Below are 18,982 nucleotides of genomic sequence, written 5' to 3'. Positions count from 1 at the left end.
GGATTCAACAATTTTAGCCACTAATATTTTGAAATCAGAAGCATTGCGCGTAATAAAGTTTGAGCGCACTCCGAAAACCAGCAGTGCGGCTGTGAACAACATTCTGAGGCTTCTTTGGCCTATCCTTTCCAAAAACCTTTATTATTTTCAGATCTTCAAGGTCCTTTAGAAGTTTGTAGGCCTTATTGTTTATTACTTCCATGATATAAGCGTTCATGAAAATTTTCTTTTCCAGACGTGAGGAAGACTCCACCCCCCACTACTTATACTTTGCTGACAGTGCGGGCTTCGACCCCGCTCCGAAGGAGTCCGGAGTCCTTTCGGTACCAGCGGTGGATACTTTTTTTCCGCAAAAAAATAACAAAACAACCTTAGCAGCTTTATATTTGTATACTGCCATTTCAACCATTCAACAACAGTAATATGACCAAATATTTCCTGGCAGCGTGCACAGCGCTGAACATGATCTGTATTGCAGCATCCGCCCAAACCGGTAACAATAAAAAGAACATTTCGGTCATCGCCTATTATTCGGGAAGAGCCAGCATGATTGACAGCTTTGAGGTAGAAAAGCTCACCCACATCATCTTTTGTTTTTGCCATTTGAAAGGGAACCGCCTGCATATAGGAAGGGCGCGCGACACCGCCGCCATTCACAAAATGGTTGCGCTTAAAAGCCGTAACCCCGCTTTGAAAGTCATTCTGTCGTTGGGTGGCTGGGGTGGCTGCAAAACCTGCTCGCCCGTGTTTTTAAAAGCAGAGGGAAGAAAAGAATTTGCACGATCTGTAAAAGAAGCCAATGATTATTTTGGTACAGATGGTATTGATCTCGACTGGGAATACCCGGCTATAGAGGGGCATCCCGGGCATCCTTTTGATCCTGAAGACAAACCGGCTTTTACACAATTGATAAAAGAGCTCCGGAAGCAACTCGGTAAAAAACACGAGATCAGCTTTGCCGCCGGCGGCTTTACCTCCTTTATTGACTCTTCTGTTGAATGGAAAAAAGTGATGAAGATGGTAGACAAGGTAAACCTGATGAGCTACGACCTGGTGAACGGCTATACCACCGTAAGCGGGCACCATACACCGTTGTATTCAACGCCGCAGCAAAAAGAATCTACAGACCATGGTGTGCAGATGCTGCTTGCCAAAGGAGTGCCTGCCGGTAAAATTGTTGTTGGCGCCGCTTTTTATGCCAGGCTGTATGAAGTAACGGATACCCTTAACAATGGCCTGTACAGGAGTGGCAGGTTTTTAAAGTCCTTGTCTTACAACCGCTACGCCGACTCATTGACTACCGAAAATGGATTTATCCGATATTGGGACAGCACCGCCCGGGCACCTTATGCCTTTAACCCGCAAAGAAAATTGCTGGCCTCCTACGATGATACCCGGTCTGTTCAGCTAAAAACGGAATACGTGCTGAAGCATAAGTTGAATGGCATTATGTTCTGGCAACTGGCGGAAGACAAGTTGAGAGACGGTTTATTAGACGCGATTGATAAAGCAAAGCGGGAGAATTAAGTATTTAACCTGCCCAGATCCGGGTTTCACGCCCGCCCGACCGTATCATTCGGGCAGGCAAAGCGCGTAAAGGACAACGGACGCAAAGGAGCTGTGACTGAACTAATCAGCATTTTGCACATGCGCCGGCAGCAGCATTCCAATAACTGAAGTCACAGTCTTTATGTTAAAGGTTCCGGAGCAGCAGCAGTCCAAAAATCGGTTGCAATGAAGAATTTTGCTGATTATTAATACAAAAATTTAAAATTATGAAGCAGCAAACTTCCGCCGCATCTGAAACCTCTGCCAAAGATAGGAACGTAATTGATTTTTCCGGAAAAACCATTTATGTTGGCATTGATGTTCATCAGAAAAATTATCAGGTAGCCAAAGTGTGCGATGGCATCTGCCTGGCGTTTTAATCTGCAAATTTTTTCGATGTAGCGGAATGAAGTAATCTTTTAGCTGTTTTTCTGTAGCCTTGACTTTTGGTCCTTTTGTGTCAAGATAAAAGGACAGTCCGGTAGAATAAAAGGCACAAGTCGTCCTGTTGGGAAGACTTACGCCAGGGAATTCGAATTTTAAGCGGCCTTTTTTTGAAAAAAACTATGCTTTTGTTCCACTGACGGTAAATGATCTTTTTATTTATTGTAAATTGTATTCAATCAAACACTATATTGTATGTATAGATTATTGGTTGGCTGCACCAGGCATTATTGTTACGTTGTGCTTATTTGCGGAATTAGTCTATTCCTCAGTTGTTACGCTGACGACCTTAAAGCAGCTTTAAAACACAAAGCAGGAAAAGCGAATGAACTGGTAAATCTCGACAGATACGAAGAGATTCGGGCGATGATGTCTGAAAGTCTGAAGCAAAAAATCACTCAGCAACTTTTCGACAATGTTGATTCCACCACCAAAGCCATGATAGGAGAATTTGTGCATCCAATTGACACCAGTGAAACCACCGTGAATGGGGTGGTTATATGGTCGGTTAGAAATCAATATCTGCACGGTATAAGGACTACGACCTTCCAATTTGATGAATCGGGTTTACTAGTGCATATGTTTTCTATACCTGCAAAAAATTAATTTGAAATATAGAACTGCAGGTTGAAAGTAATTATTCGACGAAGATTCCATATACCCTTTTCTCCTGGTCAAAAATTATTTTATTTGTATTGACGCCATTCTGATACTGATTTCTTATCTGGTAATAATCAAATGGCAGATCCTTGACAAAAATTGTATCGATAGGTCTTTGGAAATTATTATAACGGTGATTGACTGTATCCACTCCTGCCTGAAAAACCTGTCTTGTAAGTGTTGCTTTTGTAATTGGATTCATGATTGGTAAAATATCATCGTACCTATTGAAAATAATCATCTGGTTGACCTGACCTGCTTTAATCTTTAAGGCCTTGTTTGAAATGTTTTTTGGTGGGGTGTTTTTCCCTTTAATGTAATAGGCAATACCCCCCACCAAAAGAGCCAATAATATTACGCCGGCTACAACAATAGGTTTCGAAATCCCGGTTGGGGGGTCTCCGGCGCTGTCTTTTACGAGTCCCCCCATTTTATTTTCGATACTGTCGTAAAGTTTTTTATAATCATTAGAGCCGATAACAGTTCCGGTTAAATAAACTACCTGCATCATGCCAAATCCTAATGGCGCTTTAGTATTATCAAAAGAAACAGGAATCAAAACACCTCTTCCCTGGGCAGCCCGGGCCTCATCGCGGACAAAGTCTGATTCAACAGAGAGCTTAGACCAGATGACGATGACAACCTTAGCTGCTGTTAACTCCTGCTGTATTTGTTTATCATAAGGATTGCCACCAAGGAGTTTATGATCCCACCACACCGACCAGCCTTTTTTTTCAAATTTTGCGGCCAAGTTTTGGGCAAGTTTTCTTTCTTCTTTCTTATAGCTTATAAAAATATCTGCCACGCAATATATATTTTGGAATGCAAATAAATAAGGAATTGGGCTAGCGGATACTCTTTAAGGTTCTATTCCAACCCAGATTTGTTCTAAATCTGGCATAAGGAATTTTATATTGTCCTGAGATAATTTCCTCACCAGAATATTGTTCATATGGGCTTGCAGAACTTGAAACCGCATGGTAAGGGAATGGGTCGTTTATGATCAAGTTAAAAATTTCGTCTTCCACTTCGTATCCAATAATTAATACCGCATGTTGAGATTCTGTTCCATATACGCCGCCTGAGGGGTTAATGCCGGCCAGAATAGGCCACCCGTTGTCAATATCATCCATTATTTGCTGTTGCGAAAGGGCGCCGTATACATTTGTACATCTAACACTTTGTTTTGAACTACCGCATACTTGCTGAGCAAATCTCGGATATTGATCAAGCATATTAATTATCCTTTGTGTAGACTCAGCAGAATAAGGACACGCAAAGCAATTAGCATTGCATTGAGGCCCCAGAAGGGCAATAATACCGCACTGGAAATTGCCCGCAGGATTTATGTTGCAAATATCGTAATATCTAAAGATCATCTCTCCGCAACTCACCCAACACCACACGGGTGTTTCCTGTAAAACCGGATCAATATCAAGTGCTTGCTCCTGGCCTACGCTGTTAAAACTTTTGCAGAGCAAGGTAATTGCTACAAGACATCCAAAAACATATTTTGATGGCATTGTTAATGGGTTTATGATGATTATAACATACTCAAATAATAAATTCTTAAAATTCATCTTGAGAAGATATTGGATAGAGAGAAACTACCTCGAAGTAAACAGTGTATAGCAAATCATAATCATACTGGACAAAATAAAACGAAGAGATCATGAGGGAGCGGACTGAAAGTTCATAAATATAAATACAAATACAATAATGTCAAACATCTAAATGCAATTTATTTGTTAGCTTAATCAAGCTCTTCCGTAAGCTTGAGGGTTCACGCAAAGCGCGCAGAGGGCGAAGGACGCAAAGAGCTGTGACTGAACTTAATCAGCATTCTGCACATACGCCCGCAGTAGCATTCCAATAGCTAAAGTCACAGTAGTACCAAAGTTCAATCAAGCTTCTCCCCGAAACATGGGGGTAAGAGTCGGTAATGATGTTGTAATACCAGCAGCGGGTATCAAAGTGGTCTTTGCGGTGTTTGTTTTCATATAGTGGCTGTATGTGGTAAATAACAGGTTGACCTTGCAAAGCAATACCCCCGAAGGGATAAACAAGTTGGCGAAGAGATATTTTAGTTGTATCGCGGGATGATTTACCGGGTAATGCAGAACTCATTTCAACTGTTTGTTCTTCCACATCTACAGTTATAAACAGTCAGGCTTCGTAATACTTGAGCGTCTGTAGCTGAAGCATAGTGCTGTGTCAAACGTGGAAACCTGCCAGCCCAGCCTACTCACGATAATATACAGGCATGACTTGCCTGACTTAACACCACACATGCGGGCTACGGCCGTTTGCCGTTCGCTTCGATTAGACAGAAGTACTACTGTGAACCCGACTATAATATACTTATCATCATCGTTGATTAGTAGGTAAGTTGGCTCAGGTTCAGAACTGGCCATAAGTTGAGAAAGCATTAGCGCTCTATTGCTGAAACCACTGTAGTACCGTTGCTTCATCAGGGAACCCTCCCGAAATCGGGGTGTAATCCCCGCCTGCCGGACGGGCAGGGATTTCGGGCGCCCGCCCCAGTCCGACTGGCGTCATCCGGGCGGACGAACGACGCTCATTCGGGCGGGGCTTTTTGCGTTCCTTTTTTCCGCAAAAAAGGAACAAAAGAAAAATGGATAACGTGTTTTTGAAGAATTGCATTCTACCCGGCAACAGGTATAGCATTCGGCGTTTGATTGATCGATGAATTGGCCTGGGTGCTGCTTATTATATATTGCAGAAGCATTGGCGTTCTGCTGTTCAGGTTGCGGGATATACAACAGCAGATGGGAAGAACCGGCTGCATGGCTATATTCCGAAGTGCTGTCTCTCTCCGCTCCGGGGTGAGGCACCGGTACTCCAACATGGATATTTTAGTTACCAGCTTATTATATTTTACCGGCAATTACTTATCTTGAAGGCATAACCCGTTAGCCCCTAAAAATGTATCTTTACCCGCAATACATTAACCCATATGCAATAAAAAATACACGAAAGCCGTAACGTAAAAACGTTTCCGCGAAATGCCGGGCATTAAGCAGGAAGGCCTTGCCCTGGAGTTGGGCGTCCCGATAGCTATCGGGAGGAACCAGAAAAAGATCTCACTGTTGGAACAAAAAGAAGCCATAGACCCTGCTGCAACAAATTTCCGCTGACTTAAAAATACCGGTGGAAGCAATACAGAATTTTGATGAGGAGCAGGCGGTGAATATTATTGCGCAAATACGTTTGATAATGGTTCATTTTTGAACACCAGGCACACTCCTACTTTGATAAGCTTATTCAGGTTCATGAAGAAAAGATTGCGCTTTACGAACGTATGCTGAAAGAAAAGGATGAGATGATGGCGCGGTTGGAGAGGTTGATTGAGAAGGTTAAATAGAGGATGCTTCCTTTTTTACAAAAATTGTTTCCGGTATATAGCCAAATACAAATTCTGTTACAGCGCATAACCATAAACGCTGGTTAACTGTTTTGTTTTCCCATTGTGGCATGATATAATTGCCTCCACCGATATAGGGATCACACTTCTCAATCAGGATTATTTTATCTGCACCATCAAACTCCTTATCATCAAATTTGAGGGTAATGGAAGAAGTATCTGCGCCATCTTACCATTGCCAAATCTCCTTTATTGCCCCACCTTGGGCGATGTATTCTGGTAACTCAATATACCAGCCAAAAGATTCTTTGGTGAAAGTGTGAGTGTGCATGGGTAAAGATAAATTGAAGTGATGAAAATATTTTTACAGAATAACGGGTGCTTTTTCTGCGATTATTAATGTTGTGGGTTAATTCAGTCGGTTGTGAGCGCCAATAACTGATTAGAAACACCAACGGAGTAAAGGGCTGTGCTTAATCAAGGAAGTTAGTGAATTAGTAGTTGATATCGTTTTAAAAAATAGGATAGTATTGTAAACCCGGTTAACCAAGTTTTTCAGTCAATCTCATTAAGTTTTCTTGATCTTATTCTCATTCTTTCACTTCTAGTAAAGACATTATGGAATGTTTGAGGATACAATACTTATAAAAAACATATTAAATTATTTATATATAATTATAAATTTTTCAAATATGAAAAATTAAATTAACTTTGGTAACACAACATATTTATTGTGTTATGATTCCTGATTTTAAAAACGTTAGAAACTCTTCTTGGGCATTGCTTCCTCCAGGGATCTATGATTCAACACTGGTGGAGGTGTTTAACAGATATGTAATTAATGCAAGAAGAGAAGCCTTGTTCCGTGGAATGGAGCGCGCCTTAGATAATTTGTTTAAAAGTGGCTGCACACAGGTATACTTAGATGGTAGTTATGTTACCGCTAAACCACTACCAAATGACTATGAAATTTGCTGGGATCCAAAATTTGTTAATCTATACGCTTTAGATCCCGTCTTTTTGGACTTTTCGAATGGCACGCGTCCTCAAAAGCAAAAATATTTGGGTGAGTTTTTTCCCTCTACCTCTATTGAAGGTAATAGCATGCAGCCTTTTTTAAATTTTTTCCAGACAGACAAAGAATCTGGAAAAGCCAAAGGCATCATCAGATTGTTTAATCACATAATGAAAGGAGGTGCAATATGATTACTAATGATAGACAATATAAAATCGTAAAAAATCAGATTGAGAATTTCAAGAAATCATTGGATAGCATTTTCTTGACATCTACTGCAGAGGTCAAAGATGTTCATCCTTTGATAATTCAGGCTCAAAAAGATGCAATACAATACCAACTTAATGATCTAATAACGCAGGTAAATGAGTATGAAGATTTGAAAGCTGGTAAGATCGCTGTAACTGAAATTTCAAGTATAGAAGAATTACCCTTATCGTTAATAAAAGCCCGCATAGCTAATAATTTAACACAATCCGAATTGGCTACAAAACTTGATCTTAAGATGCAGCAAATTCAACGGTACGAAGCAGAACGATATGAAACTGCGAGTGTAAAAACTCTTTTAAAAATTGCAAAGGTGCTAGGCATACGTATCCAGGGTGACGTACTTATTAAGGAAATGCATGCCCCTGAAAAGTTTGATATCAACAATTATCCATTCAAGCAAATGTTCCAACGTGGTTGGTTTGGAAACTTCTCAGGCACTTTGAACGATGCAGTTTTAGAGTCAAAAAATTTGCTTGAAACTTTTTTTCAAGGCTCTTTCGCAATGAAAACAAGCCTGACTAAGAAAAACGTTCGATCTGGATCAACATTAAATGATTATGCTTTAGAAGCTTGGTATACTCAAGTAATCAAAAAGTCAAGAGAACAAGTATTAGATGTAGATTTTGTTGTTGATAACATAAATGATCAATGGCTCGAAGATTTGAGATTGCTTAGTGCTTATGATGACGGCCCTGTAAAAGCTGGCGAATATTTGAAAGCAAGTGGGATAAAGTTCGTCATTGAATCACATTTAGATGGAACATTCTTGGATGGAGCAGCAATTCAAATCGAAAAGGATAAACCGATAATAGCTTTAACATTACGTCATGATAGACTTGACAATTTTTGGTTTGTATTATTTCACGAGATCGCACATGTGAAACTACATTTATCCGATAAGATTTACGCCATATTTGACGACTTAGATACCAAATCCGAAGGCATTGAAAAAGAAGCAGACGATTTTTCTCTCAATGCACTTATTCCTAATGAAACATGGAGAAAATCATTAGTACGATTTAATCCAACCGAGACAACCATTCTAAATTTAGCTAAATCTTTAAAAATTCATGCTGCATTAATTGCTGGTCGTATTAGAAGAGAGACAGGTAAATATTTTTTATTTACAGAGTTGGTGGAGCAAGGAAAAGTAAGAAACTTATTTTCAAATCAATTAAAATAAAAGGAGGTTAAAATGGAAGCAAATTTCTATTTGCCCGTGTTGAAAACTAAACAAGGTGAATTTGACGGGTTGGAAAAATTAGACGAAAAGACTAAGAAAAAGGTTGTACCGCTATTCGAAGTAACGCCAAGGGAATGGGATAATGAAAAAAATGCCAAGCCTAAATCCATTGAGGAACATATAAACAGTATTTGTAAGAGATACTTAAAAAAATGGCCACAACAAATATCGTTCATTGACACTTACATGATTGATAATGAACGACCAGGTGGCAAAGTACCCATAACCTATATTGTTAGCATTCTTACATCCGCTATTGGTACAAAATGTATTCCTGTTTTGAGATTGAATTCTATAGATCATATTATTGATGCCGTAAAACTCAATTTTCGTATCAATTACGCCGATATAGGAGTAAGAGTTTCGATAGAAGATATAACTGACCCAGAATTTGAATTTAAATTAAAAAGCCTATTGAATAAGGTTGAGATGGTGCCAGCTGATATTCATTTAATTTTAGATCTTCAGAACTCTGACTTTAGCAACATTGATGATTTTTCCGATGGAATCTTAGATCAGTTAGAAATATTTCCCAATTTTAATGACTGGAAAACTTTTACTATCTGCGGAGGAGCATTTCCTGAAACCGGCATGTTGAAAACAGGTATTAATAATATTGTTCGTAATGATTGGGAGTTCTTCTTAACACTTAAGATTAAATTAGGTAACAGGGAATTTGATAGATCAATTAATTATGGAGACTACAGCATTATAGCACCAGGATATTTTGAGTTTGACCCTACTAAAATGCAAAGAAGTGCTAATATACGTTACACTGCGGATAAAATCTGGTATGTCATTAAAGGAAAAGCTCTGAAAGATTCTGAAGACTTTAAGCAATACATTAATCAGGCAACCCAAATTGTAAAATCACAATATTATATGGGGCCTCCTTTTTCTGCAGGTGACCTGCATCTAAAAAATTGTTCTGATGGACTGACAAAAACAGGAAATCCAACTGTTTGGAAAAAAGTAGGACATAATCATCATATTACAAAAGTCGTTACTGATCTATACGCCAATTCCTTCGTTGCTTAAGATATTTAGTGACTGTTTGGCTAACTATGTTTACGGAGCAATTTTGGCAGATTACTTCGTATATGTTTCGTTTGGTAGTTCTTGGGTTAAGTTGTTCTGGCAGCAAGGAGTTTGCAAACTCTAATGCTTCTACTTTCCAAAGAAGTTGCAAAATTGTATAGGGGTTTTGATACTTATTAAATTTAGCAGCCCGTACTCTTTTAAATTTAGCCGGAAGACTTTTAGACTTTTTTGCAAGGTAAATACCCCACCAGTCAGGAATCTGTTCTATTGCTTTTGGCAAATGTTTTTCACTTATGATAAGATATGCTTTATCAAACACCTCGCTGTACACGGCAACCTGTAGTGGAAGCCTTAATAACGTATCCTTTTCACCTTTAATCTCATAACCGATTAGACAGCCGTTTAGCACAGCAATATCCGCCCGAACAAGGCCATTTTTCAAGACAAGCTCATCCACCACACAACTATTATTATCTGCATGTGCCGACAATAGCACAGAACTGTGAAAGGCATGTCTGATAATTGGGTCTCGCATAATAGTTCCAAATATATGCGATATCATTTAAACCATACAACATGCGCCTTACATTATTACAATTACTGGAAGATCGTTATGGTAAAAAAAGTATTATAATAACATCACAATTACCAATGGCATGAGTATATTAATGATCCTACGCTCGCCGATGCAATCCTTGACAGACTGACAGCTTGCGCACACCGCATAGAACTAAAAGGTGAATCCTTAAGAAGAAGAAAACTAAAAACGAATCAATAACATTTGTATTTTTATCTATAATTAAGCTCTTACAATTATTGCCCCGCAAAGCGGGGTGGGTCAACATCCCGGAATCCCGGGTCAACATCAACGGAATTTACAGCCATCCTTGACAGACTGACAGCTTGTGCACACCGCACAGAACTAAAAGGCGAATCCTTAAGAAGAAGAAAACTAAAAACGAATCAATAACATTTGTATTTTTATCTATCATTAAGCTCTTACAATTATTGCCCCGCAAAGCGGGTGGGTCAACATGACAGAATTTACACCCGGGTCAACATCAACGGAATTTACAATACGATAACATATTCAGACTAATTTATCCTAATGAGAAAAATATTTGGTTGGATGATTGGCTAAAAAAATAATTATGGAATTTACACAACAACAGAGATCATTTATAAACGCTTTTGTTACTGAAATTAACAACGGGGATGCTGCAATTTTTGCAGGCGCAGGGCTATCGGCATCTTTGGGCTTTGTGAATTGGAGAGGTTTATTGAAAGATTTAGCTGATGAACTCAAACTAAATATTGAAAAAGAGCACGATTTAATTTCAATTGCACAATACCATTTTAATAAATTCAAAAGGGGGAAAATAAACAACAAAATCAAAAATGAATTTACCACACTGAAAGAGGGTAGCGAAAACCATAAAATTTTATCTCGAATTGGAATAGATACATATTGGACAACAAATTACGATCAACTCATCGAAAGAACTTTGGAAACAGTCGGAAAAACTGTTGAGCGTAAACTTAGAAATGAAGATTTTGCAAGTAACATAAAGAAGAAGGATGCGATTGTTTACAAAATGCATGGTGATAAAGATTCGCCTGATGAAGCAGTACTGACAAAAGATGATTATGAGACTTACAACGATAAGAAAGAACTATTTTCTACTGCACTTAGAGGTGACTTGTTATCAAAAACATTCTTGTTCATTGGATTTAGTTTTGACGACCCCAATTTGGATTATATTTTAGGCAGAATAAAAATCTTGCTAAAAGATAACACGCCAACCCACTTTTTCTTTTTTAAAGAAATTGCAGAAAGCGACTTTAACGATACAACCAAATCTGCAGATGAAAACAAAGAAGATTATTTATATGCAAAAGTTAAACAGGAACTAAAAATTGATGATTTAATAAGATATGGCATAAATGCGGTAATGATTAAAGATTATTCTGAAATAACATTCATTCTTTCAGAAATAGAAAAACGGGTGAAAAGAAGAAATATTTTTATTTCAGGTGCTGCCGCTGATTATTTTCCTTACAAAGAAGCAGATGCTAAAGACCTCATACATTCATTGAGTTACAAATTAGCAGAGAAAGAGTATAAAATTGTTTCAGGATATGGTTTAGGAATTGGAAGTATCGTCATAAACGGAGCTTTGGACTACAAACTTAATTCTAACTACAGAAATTTAGATGATTTACTTATTCTTAGGCCATTTCCCCAAATACAATCAGGTACTAAAAGCATTTCCGAAATATGGACAGATTATCGAAACGATATGATCACAAAAGCAGGAATTGCAATTTTTGTTTTCGGAAATAAGTTAGTTGAGGGTAAGATTGTCAATTCAAATGGTATGGAAGAAGAGTTTGATACTTGCTTAAAGCATTTTGTTATTCCTATTCCAATTGGTGCAACAGGTTCTGTTTCTAAAACTTTATGGGACAAAGTAATGAGTAACCTAAATACTTATTATCCTGATAATGCAGACCTGCATAATGCAATCAAAGAATTGGGAAAGGATAATATCTCTAAAGAAGAAATAATAACAAATACTATAAAAGCAATTAGTATATTACAAAAAGCATAGCAATGGCAAAGAGACAAATATTTTATAGCTTTCACTTTGATAATGATGTATTTAGAGTACAACAAATTAGAAACATGGGTGTATTAGAAGGAAATGAGCCCGTTTCTGTAAATGAGTGGGAAACTGTAAAAAGAGGCGGAGACGCATCAGTTAAAAGGTGGATTGATGACACCATGAAATATAAAAGTTGTTTAGCTGTATTAGTCGGTGCAGAAACCTCTTATAGAAAATGGGTAAAATACGAGATTGAAAAGGCTTGGAATGATGGCAAAGCTGTTGTAGGTATCTACATTCATAATATAAAATGTCCACGCGCGGGCATATGTCGTCAAGGATCAAATCCATTCGAACAAATCTTTCTTAAAGACGGGCGAAGGCTCTCTAGTTTAGTCAAATGTTACAATCCCAATTCCTACACTGCTTATAATGATATCGCAAGTAATCTTGAAAATTGGATTGAAGATGCAATAAAATACCGATAGGTCTTTTTGTAAAAGGGGTTTTTGAAGACATTTTACATATCATTTATAATTTATAATATTCCATCCAACTAATTGGATCTCCGCTAATACCTATAGCGAAATTCTCTTTCATCCATAGAATAAACTCATTTCCTAATTTATTATCAATAGTTCGGTACTTCATATTTCTTCCTTTATTGCATATTTTTATTAGATGGTCAGGAATCTTTTTTGCCTTATCTCCCATGTACCAAAATCTTTTCGATATTAAAACGTTTTTACCATTTGTATCTGTTTCTAGGTGGGCTTCCTTATCTACAACAGAGTGAGCAGATTCTTCTTGAATCCATTCGCCAGTTGTTTTATCTGTATGGTAAAAGTTGTCACCGTACATTTGCACCAGGCTGCCATTTAAAACGGGTTTTTTATAATCAAACCTTTTATCACTCCAGTATTCATCAAAAGTTACTATTTCCTGCACTTGCATAGCGTAAATAACTGAGTACTCATACCCCAGTGCTTTGCTACCTGTGCCAATTACCCAATCATTAATTGTTAGATTCTTATTTTTTCGAATACTAGATTTACAAACAGCTAGTGTACAGTGTTCTCCAAATGGGTTTGGCGCAAGCCCATAATCATGATCTAATTTATAAGAATAGAAATTCATTTTTTGCATTTAATTTTTTTAATATTGAATATTGGTGTACTTGGAGTTCCATCTGGGTTTTCAAAAGGCAGAGGTTCGCCCGAAATCGCATCTCCAATTTTATCTATTGAATTCCATCCAAAGCTATAATTACCATATTTTTTAAATGCATCAGGCAATGGCGTGTCCTTATATCCATGAGCATAAACTCCAATTATTTTCTTCCCTTGTAAATGAGCCTGTCTTATTTCATAATTAACCCACGATCTATTAAAAGTATCTTTTCCAATTAAGCAAATAAGAGATCCAGCCCAACGGACCTGCATACGCAAGTATCTTGCAATAACTTGGTCAGAAGGACGCCTGCCATCTTTATGTTTGGTACTATCAACCGAATAGTTATGAACATTATACCCCGCGCTTTTAAGTCGTTCCTTTAGGGCTTGAACTTTATCATCATCTTTGCCATGATGACTAATAAATATGTTATGTCTATCCATAAACTCTATCTATTTTAATATTCCATTTCTCAGGGAAGCTATAGTTGATAGGAATCAATGAACTTGGTTGAAATTTTTGCTTGATTCTAGTCCTTTTGGAATGACCAATCACATTAGGGTGAACCACACGGGAATATTTATCTACTTCACAAAATAGATTTTGACAGTCTATAAGTTGTAGCCTTCGCCCCCACAATGTCTTAAATTCAAGTCCTAATCTTTCAAATTCATTTTCTTGGGTTTCACAAACAAGTTTTATTATGTCTTCCTCAGAATAATCTCCGTAATCTGAAAAGCATTTTCTAATTCCATCCTTTGCCCCAGGACCAGCTTTTACAAACTCCATCTCAGAAAACATAGTAATATTGCTATAGTTTATATCCGTTACATATTGATAGGCTAAGAAAGATCCTATCGTTGGAAATTTTAATAAGATTTCATATGCTTGTTTCATACTGTTACATTCCTGCAATTTCCTAGCAATACTATCCTGCATCATGGCTTGGATAAGCCTCAAATGATTATCATGTTTATATTCATGATTAAATGAAGATTTACCTGATGCCATAATGTAAGCGTTAGAATAAATAGCTTGTCCGCGAAGTTTTAATAGAGCTAAAGCTTCTGAATAACGTTCAAATTTGAAATCAGAATAAAAAAGTTCACCAACTTGTTTTTGGAGATATTCCCATGTTTCTATTTTATTAAATAGCTTAAAAAGTATTATTCGAAAAAAAACTTCGTCGATATTTTGATTACCGTTTTGTATAATATTAGAAATCAGGTATTGGCTTACCCTATCGCTCACCCGATAAGCATTAGTAAATTTAAAGTTTCTTAAAACAAAATCTTTTGTCCACGGATGTTGCATTGGTTTTTCTATTCGATTAAAGAAAATATTTTGTCGTTCAGACGCAAATTTCCAATACGTATCATATACTTTGCTTGATTTGGGCTTTCTCTTTTTACTTAGCAGCGTTATTCGATTTGCTTGCATCTTTGAATTATTTCTCTTACTAAATCATTTTTTCCCTAAATAGATAAGAGACCTGTTTTTCTTACTCACAAGTACTCTACCTCCATCATTTTCACGCAATTTATTAAACACTTCGTAGGAATTTAAAATCGCTTTTTCCCATTGCTTACCACTACAATCTTTTACTTCTGTTTTTTTAACTAAGCCTTGAACCTTTTTTATAATTCCAGAATCAACACTATAGCTATACTTTAATAAATCATGATCTAAAGCATGATGATAAATAAATAAGGATACTAACTCCTCCGTAATTTGAGATCTAGCTCCATCTTCATTTTCATCTGTTTCCGGACTGCTCTTTCTTTTCAGGGAAAGTAGCTTTCTTAATACTGGAGACCACCCTAAAATAGCTAGATATCCATAATGAAAAATATCATGAAACCGATAACCGTCTTCTTCATAAGTATTATCAGTTAATGGGTCTCCGATTGGTTTATTATTTCTTTTGTCAATAATCTTAAGTTTATTTTTGTCAGCTTCTTTATACGATTGAAATTCAATTTCAAATTCATCCGGAAATCTCTCTTTTTCTGGATATTTCAAATCAAAATCTGTGAAAACATCTGGATCGTCAGCTAAAAATCTGTCATGAATTTTTTCTAAATTTTTTTTTGCAATTCCTTCCAATTCTAAATCGTTTTGGGTGGCAATTGCCGAAATGTACCAAAGTACGTCACCAAGTTCCTCGGCCAGTTTGGCTTTGTAAGCGACATAAGACTTGCCATCTCTGAATTTAATTTTTAACTGTGTAACAACCGATCCTATTTCTCCGATTATTCCTAAAAAAGGAACAATTTCTGTCAATCGCTCGTCTGTGGTATTTTTTTGAATTGTTCTAGCAGCTTCTTGCTGATATAAATTGAATTCCATATGTTTTATTAACTATTTAATTTTTAATCGTTGTCAGCGCTTGAGATTTATAATTGAATATAGCCGTCACTAGCACTTGAAGTAGAAAGCAGTTATTTTCTTATTGAAAATTTGCTAACCACGAGGCTTTTCGTCACTTTGAAACGGTTCATAGTTTTTTCCGTAAAGTTCCGCCGAATAATTCAGATGAGTACTCGAAACAATATTATGAAATTGGGTAACGGTTTAGGATTGTCAGCAGATTGATGGATTACTTGTACCAATATAGAAACATTTTTTATCTACTCAAAATTTTTTTTCTCAGTTGTTGATCTTTTTAAGTAGGGCTGAGTATAGCCGTCATCAACAAATGAAACAGCAGGCGATTATAAGGTTAAGATCACCTAACGAAAGCAACTTAGGGCTTTGTGTCCTCGCTGTAATATTGTGTTGCTAAGATTCTCAACAACTTGCAATGCTAATTCCAGGCATAGTCCGGATGAATGAACAGTCATCACATCATTCTTATATGAAGTCGAATTATTTAAGTGAGGATTTTTGATATTGTTGCTGAAGTTTTGTGTAAAATTCAATCCCGATTGGAGTCAGCAACAACAAATCTATATTAGTACCCGCTCCCCACACCTTACGTTTTATAAGTCCATACGCTTCAAGAACTCGAGCGCATCTTATCAATAATTCTGTTCTATCATCGTAAACTTGATCAGGTATTCCTGTTAGTAAATGAGGATACCAGTTTAGAAATATTTCAAAGGCATTATAATTTTGACCTGTTTTGCCTAATCGGAAAATTTGAGTTTTTAAAGCTTCAATAAGGGCATCCATATCATGGTCACCTACTTTATTCTTTTGTATTTCAATGGCAGAGTATATCCTTAGCGGAGTTTTCATTGCTTCTTTAGCCTGCATCTCCGCTTTTTTTTTTCGTTGATAATATCTGGCTATGCTCAAAATGCACAGGGCAGTTACCGTAATCAAGATGTAATATATAGGAAGCTTAAAAGACCAAAACGCTCGAAAAGCCTGTACAAATGTTAATTTTGTTGTTTGAGCAACAACGAAAGACCATATTGTAGATGATCCATTACAAATAACAACCGCTAAAACTTTATTCCATACCGGATCATTCCATATGTATTTTGCAAAAGATCGAATCTTTTTCATGTGAATAGGCCTTTCTCGAATATACCTAAAATCATTGGTTCCTGCGACTTTAGGACATGCATGAAGTTCTGTATTGGAAATACGAGTAATTGTAAAGGCCCGTGAGTACCTCCTGAATGACTCAGCCGTCCACCCGAACGGTAAGGATAGGGACAGGAATACGTAGAGCGGCGGGGCCGGGCCCGTGCGCAACACTGGAGCGATAGCGAACCCGTAGTAGCCCGACCCGGTACAGGTTTTTTAGCAACTCCCCTGGCTGTCCGGATCGTTGCAACATACTTCAACATAGAGCCCAAAGCCCCACTCCATCTTGGGGGTATGTCTCAATTACCTCTTCCCTCCCCCACCCCGCCACGAAAAAATAAGATTTGAAAAGAATTTGAAATTTTCAACCAGGCACTGCAATTTCTCTAAATCTTACATATCTTGTAAATAGAAAGTCGTCATATACATCTCTTTGGTGTTTTTCATAGGTTAGCAACATCCCGGGCATTCCTGTCCGGGATCTTTATTTTATCTTTTAATCAATAACCTGTACAATTGTATGTAAGACAGTATTAACAGATTTTTTACCTTTATAGCCATGAGGACCTCCCTGGAACATTTACCGGAACAGAAACAAGCTGAAATCATTAGAATAATGGAGATTATTAAGGAAGTGGTGAATCCTGAAATGATCATCCTGTTTGGCAGCCATGCAAAAGGAACTTTTGTGGAACACAGGTATGTTTCTAAGGGTACTACTTACGAATATATAAGCGACTATGATTTCCTGGTGGTAACAAAAAACAACCCCGAAAAAGCCTATGTGCAGGAAAGCCGGGTAATGGATCTGGCAGAACGGTTTAAGCCGCCCGTGAACATGGAAATACACGAAATAGACTACATCAACAAAGGGCTGGGATGGGGAGAATATTTTTGGGTGGATATTGTGAAGGAAGGTATTTTACTTTATAACAAGGGAACAGTGCAATTTGTAGAACCCAGAGAGCTAACTAATTCAGAGAAGAAAGAGAAAGCACAGCGGTATTTTGATACTTGGTTTCCTCAAGGACAGAAATTTCTAAAAGGGTCAAAGTTTTATAAAAATGAAGGCGATTTAAAAATCGCAACTTTTGAATTACACCAGGCAACAGAAAGTCTTTACTATACAACATTATTAGTTTTTACTGATTATAAGCCGAAAACCCACAATCTGTGGAAGCTCCGTAAAAAATCCAAAACTTATTCAGAGGAATTATTCCATGTTTTCCGGGCTGAAACAGACAACCATGAAAAGCATTTGTTTGAATTGCTTAAGCAGGGATATATAGATGCCCGTTACAGGGAAGACTTTACAATAACAGAAGGCGAACTACAAATGCTTATTGACAGAATTACTTTAATGATACCCATCGTCGAAAAAATCTGCAAGGAGAAGACTGCTTCTTTGGCCTGATCTGAATATTGTAAATGAGCTGCTTCCTCAAAGCTTCATTGATATTATTTTTTCTTTTGACGTGAGGAATTTTTACTAAGAGAGTTTCTCTCTTTCAATTGAGAGTTTTCTTCTTTTAAAAGAACAATCTTGCGTTCATAGTCCTTCAATAAATCTTCTTTTCGTTCTATAGCTAAGTTTAATTCTATATTATCTTCCTTCAATCTCTTTAACTCCACTTTTCCAATCGACTTTAACGGCTCGAAATTATAATAATATTGAAAGAAATCATGATTGAAAGCAGAACAAAATGTCACCAACATATCGGTATTCATACTCTCCTGTTTTATGGCCCGATAATAATTCTGTTTGGTCATATTTAACCTCTCCATACAGAACGTATCCATATTATCAATCTTAACAGTTTTAGCAAACTTCTTTATAACCTCACCGATATGAATTTTCATTCTTCAAAATTTGCCATTGTCATGCGTATATTCTAAAATATTGATTTACAATATGTTTACTATTAGTAAATATTTTATTTACTTTTAAGTATTTTTTATTAAATTTGGCCAGTCTTAGTAAAGCATTTATTTCCTGAAGCTCATACCGAAAGCGTGAGAAACTACAGATATGAGTAGGAAAGAAAATAGACATACTAAAC

The 18,982-nt window shown here is 37.1% G+C and carries 21 protein-coding genes and 1 pseudogene; 11 read left to right on the top strand and 11 right to left on the bottom strand.

Annotated elements, in window-relative coordinates; translation table 11 throughout:
• Window positions 1–423 precede the first annotated feature (423 nt).
• The 3 genes from FRX45_RS21830 (at window position 424) to FRX45_RS21820 (ending at window position 2,598) form a co-directional block, all read left to right on the top strand.
• Window positions 424–1,527 (top strand): glycoside hydrolase family 18 protein, encoded by a 1,104-nt coding sequence (locus FRX45_RS21830; protein WP_152270612.1) that lies wholly within the window; start codon window positions 424–426, stop codon window positions 1,525–1,527.
• A 248-nt stretch (window positions 1,528–1,775) separates the two neighbouring features.
• Window positions 1,776–1,928 carry a hypothetical protein gene (locus FRX45_RS21825; protein WP_193311810.1) on the top strand — a complete coding sequence of 51 codons (153 nt, stop codon included), beginning with the start codon at window positions 1,776–1,778 and terminating at the stop codon, window positions 1,926–1,928.
• Window positions 1,929–2,187: 259 nt separating this feature from the next.
• Window positions 2,188–2,598 (top strand): DUF3887 domain-containing protein, encoded by a 411-nt coding sequence (locus tag FRX45_RS21820; RefSeq protein ID WP_152270611.1) that lies wholly within the window; start codon window positions 2,188–2,190, stop codon window positions 2,596–2,598.
• 31 nt (window positions 2,599–2,629) lie between these two features.
• Here the strand turns inward: FRX45_RS21820 and FRX45_RS21815 are convergent, their stop codons facing one another.
• From FRX45_RS21815 to FRX45_RS23405, 3 genes are all read right to left on the bottom strand, one after another.
• The gene (locus FRX45_RS21815; protein ID WP_193311809.1) at window positions 2,630–3,457 is read right to left on the bottom strand and encodes a toll/interleukin-1 receptor domain-containing protein; all 828 of its coding nucleotides are present in this window, start codon (window positions 3,455–3,457) and stop codon (window positions 2,630–2,632) included.
• Window positions 3,458–3,497: 40 nt separating this feature from the next.
• Window positions 3,498–4,175 (bottom strand): C39 family peptidase, encoded by a 678-nt coding sequence (locus tag FRX45_RS21810; protein WP_193311808.1) that lies wholly within the window; start codon window positions 4,173–4,175, stop codon window positions 3,498–3,500.
• 313 nt (window positions 4,176–4,488) lie between these two features.
• Window positions 4,489–4,800: a hypothetical protein gene (locus FRX45_RS23405; protein WP_193311807.1), complete on the bottom strand. Its 312-nt coding sequence runs from the start codon at window positions 4,798–4,800 to the stop codon at window positions 4,489–4,491.
• 878 nt (window positions 4,801–5,678) lie between these two features.
• Here FRX45_RS23405 and FRX45_RS23760 point away from each other — a divergent pair.
• On the top strand, window positions 5,679–5,810 hold the full coding sequence (locus FRX45_RS23760) for a hypothetical protein (protein WP_262884224.1): 132 nt from the start codon (window positions 5,679–5,681) through the stop codon (window positions 5,808–5,810).
• A 219-nt stretch (window positions 5,811–6,029) separates the two neighbouring features.
• Here the strand turns inward: FRX45_RS23760 and FRX45_RS23915 are convergent, their stop codons facing one another.
• On the bottom strand, window positions 6,030–6,245 hold the full coding sequence (locus FRX45_RS23915; RefSeq protein ID WP_394350045.1) for a DUF6717 family protein: 216 nt from the start codon (window positions 6,243–6,245) through the stop codon (window positions 6,030–6,032).
• Window positions 6,246–6,775: 530 nt separating this feature from the next.
• Between FRX45_RS23915 and FRX45_RS21800 the strand changes: the two genes are divergently transcribed.
• Genes FRX45_RS21800 through FRX45_RS21790 form a run of 3 tightly spaced genes read left to right on the top strand, consistent with a single transcriptional unit; the run spans window position 6,776 to window position 9,603 of the window.
• Window positions 6,776–7,243, top strand: a complete 468-nt coding sequence (locus tag FRX45_RS21800) for a DUF6932 family protein (RefSeq protein WP_152270608.1) — start codon at window positions 6,776–6,778, stop codon at window positions 7,241–7,243.
• Window positions 7,240–8,505, top strand: a complete 1,266-nt coding sequence (locus FRX45_RS21795; RefSeq protein WP_152270607.1) for an XRE family transcriptional regulator — start codon at window positions 7,240–7,242, stop codon at window positions 8,503–8,505. The genes FRX45_RS21800 and FRX45_RS21795 overlap by 4 nt, the downstream gene beginning before the upstream one ends.
• 12 nt (window positions 8,506–8,517) lie before the next feature.
• Window positions 8,518–9,603 carry a beta family protein gene (locus tag FRX45_RS21790; RefSeq protein ID WP_152270606.1) on the top strand — a complete coding sequence of 362 codons (1,086 nt, stop codon included), beginning with the start codon at window positions 8,518–8,520 and terminating at the stop codon, window positions 9,601–9,603.
• Here FRX45_RS21790 and FRX45_RS21785 read toward each other — a convergent pair.
• Complete coding sequence (locus FRX45_RS21785; protein ID WP_193311806.1) at window positions 9,569–10,141, bottom strand: sce7726 family protein; 573 nt, start codon at window positions 10,139–10,141, stop codon at window positions 9,569–9,571. The genes FRX45_RS21790 and FRX45_RS21785 overlap by 35 nt on opposite strands.
• A gap of 44 nt (window positions 10,142–10,185) precedes the next feature.
• Here FRX45_RS21785 and FRX45_RS21780 point away from each other — a divergent pair.
• The 3 genes and pseudogenes from FRX45_RS21780 to FRX45_RS21770 all read left to right on the top strand — a co-directional run.
• Window positions 10,186–10,384, top strand: a pseudogene (locus FRX45_RS21780) (ATP-binding protein); the annotation flags it as partial.
• Between the two features lie 373 nt (window positions 10,385–10,757).
• Entirely contained in the window at window positions 10,758–12,218 is a 1,461-nt protein-coding gene (locus tag FRX45_RS21775) for an SIR2 family protein (RefSeq protein WP_226805513.1), read from the top strand.
• 2 nt (window positions 12,219–12,220) lie between these two features.
• Window positions 12,221–12,700 carry a TIR domain-containing protein gene (locus FRX45_RS21770; protein ID WP_152270603.1) on the top strand — a complete coding sequence of 160 codons (480 nt, stop codon included), beginning with the start codon at window positions 12,221–12,223 and terminating at the stop codon, window positions 12,698–12,700.
• A gap of 43 nt (window positions 12,701–12,743) precedes the next feature.
• Here FRX45_RS21770 and FRX45_RS21765 read toward each other — a convergent pair whose 3' ends face one another.
• The 5 genes from FRX45_RS21765 to FRX45_RS21745 all read right to left on the bottom strand — a co-directional run bounded on the left by FRX45_RS21765 (window position 12,744) and on the right by FRX45_RS21745 (window position 16,898).
• Window positions 12,744–13,358 (bottom strand): Nmad2 family putative nucleotide modification protein, encoded by a 615-nt coding sequence (locus FRX45_RS21765; protein ID WP_226805512.1) that lies wholly within the window; start codon window positions 13,356–13,358, stop codon window positions 12,744–12,746.
• On the bottom strand, window positions 13,346–13,828 hold the full coding sequence (locus FRX45_RS21760) for a TIR domain-containing protein (protein WP_152270602.1): 483 nt from the start codon (window positions 13,826–13,828) through the stop codon (window positions 13,346–13,348). The genes FRX45_RS21765 and FRX45_RS21760 overlap by 13 nt, the downstream gene beginning before the upstream one ends.
• Complete coding sequence (locus FRX45_RS21755) at window positions 13,821–14,825, bottom strand: nucleotide kinase domain-containing protein (RefSeq protein WP_226805511.1); 1,005 nt, start codon at window positions 14,823–14,825, stop codon at window positions 13,821–13,823. The genes FRX45_RS21760 and FRX45_RS21755 overlap by 8 nt, the downstream gene beginning before the upstream one ends.
• Before the next feature lie 24 nt (window positions 14,826–14,849).
• On the bottom strand, window positions 14,850–15,734 hold the full coding sequence (locus tag FRX45_RS21750; RefSeq protein ID WP_152270601.1) for a nucleoside triphosphate pyrophosphohydrolase family protein: 885 nt from the start codon (window positions 15,732–15,734) through the stop codon (window positions 14,850–14,852).
• A 519-nt stretch (window positions 15,735–16,253) separates the two neighbouring features.
• Complete coding sequence (locus FRX45_RS21745; RefSeq protein ID WP_152270600.1) at window positions 16,254–16,898, bottom strand: hypothetical protein; 645 nt, start codon at window positions 16,896–16,898, stop codon at window positions 16,254–16,256.
• A 640-nt stretch (window positions 16,899–17,538) separates the two neighbouring features.
• Between FRX45_RS21745 and FRX45_RS21740 the strand changes: the two genes are divergently transcribed.
• A complete protein-coding gene (locus FRX45_RS21740; RefSeq protein WP_193311805.1) occupies window positions 17,539–18,336 on the top strand; it encodes a HEPN domain-containing protein in 798 nt (265 codons plus the stop codon).
• A 44-nt stretch (window positions 18,337–18,380) separates the two neighbouring features.
• Here FRX45_RS21740 and FRX45_RS21735 read toward each other — a convergent pair whose 3' ends face one another.
• Window positions 18,381–18,782 (bottom strand): hypothetical protein, encoded by a 402-nt coding sequence (locus tag FRX45_RS21735; protein ID WP_152270598.1) that lies wholly within the window; start codon window positions 18,780–18,782, stop codon window positions 18,381–18,383.
• Between the last annotated feature and the right edge of the window lie 200 nt (window positions 18,783–18,982).

The sequence above is a fragment of the Agriterribacter humi genome, from assembly GCF_009192765.1.
GTDB classification, from domain to species: domain Bacteria; phylum Bacteroidota; class Bacteroidia; order Chitinophagales; family Chitinophagaceae; genus Agriterribacter; species Agriterribacter humi.
The sequence above is the reverse complement of the archived record's forward strand: the minus strand, read 5'-3'. Positions and strand labels throughout refer to the sequence as shown.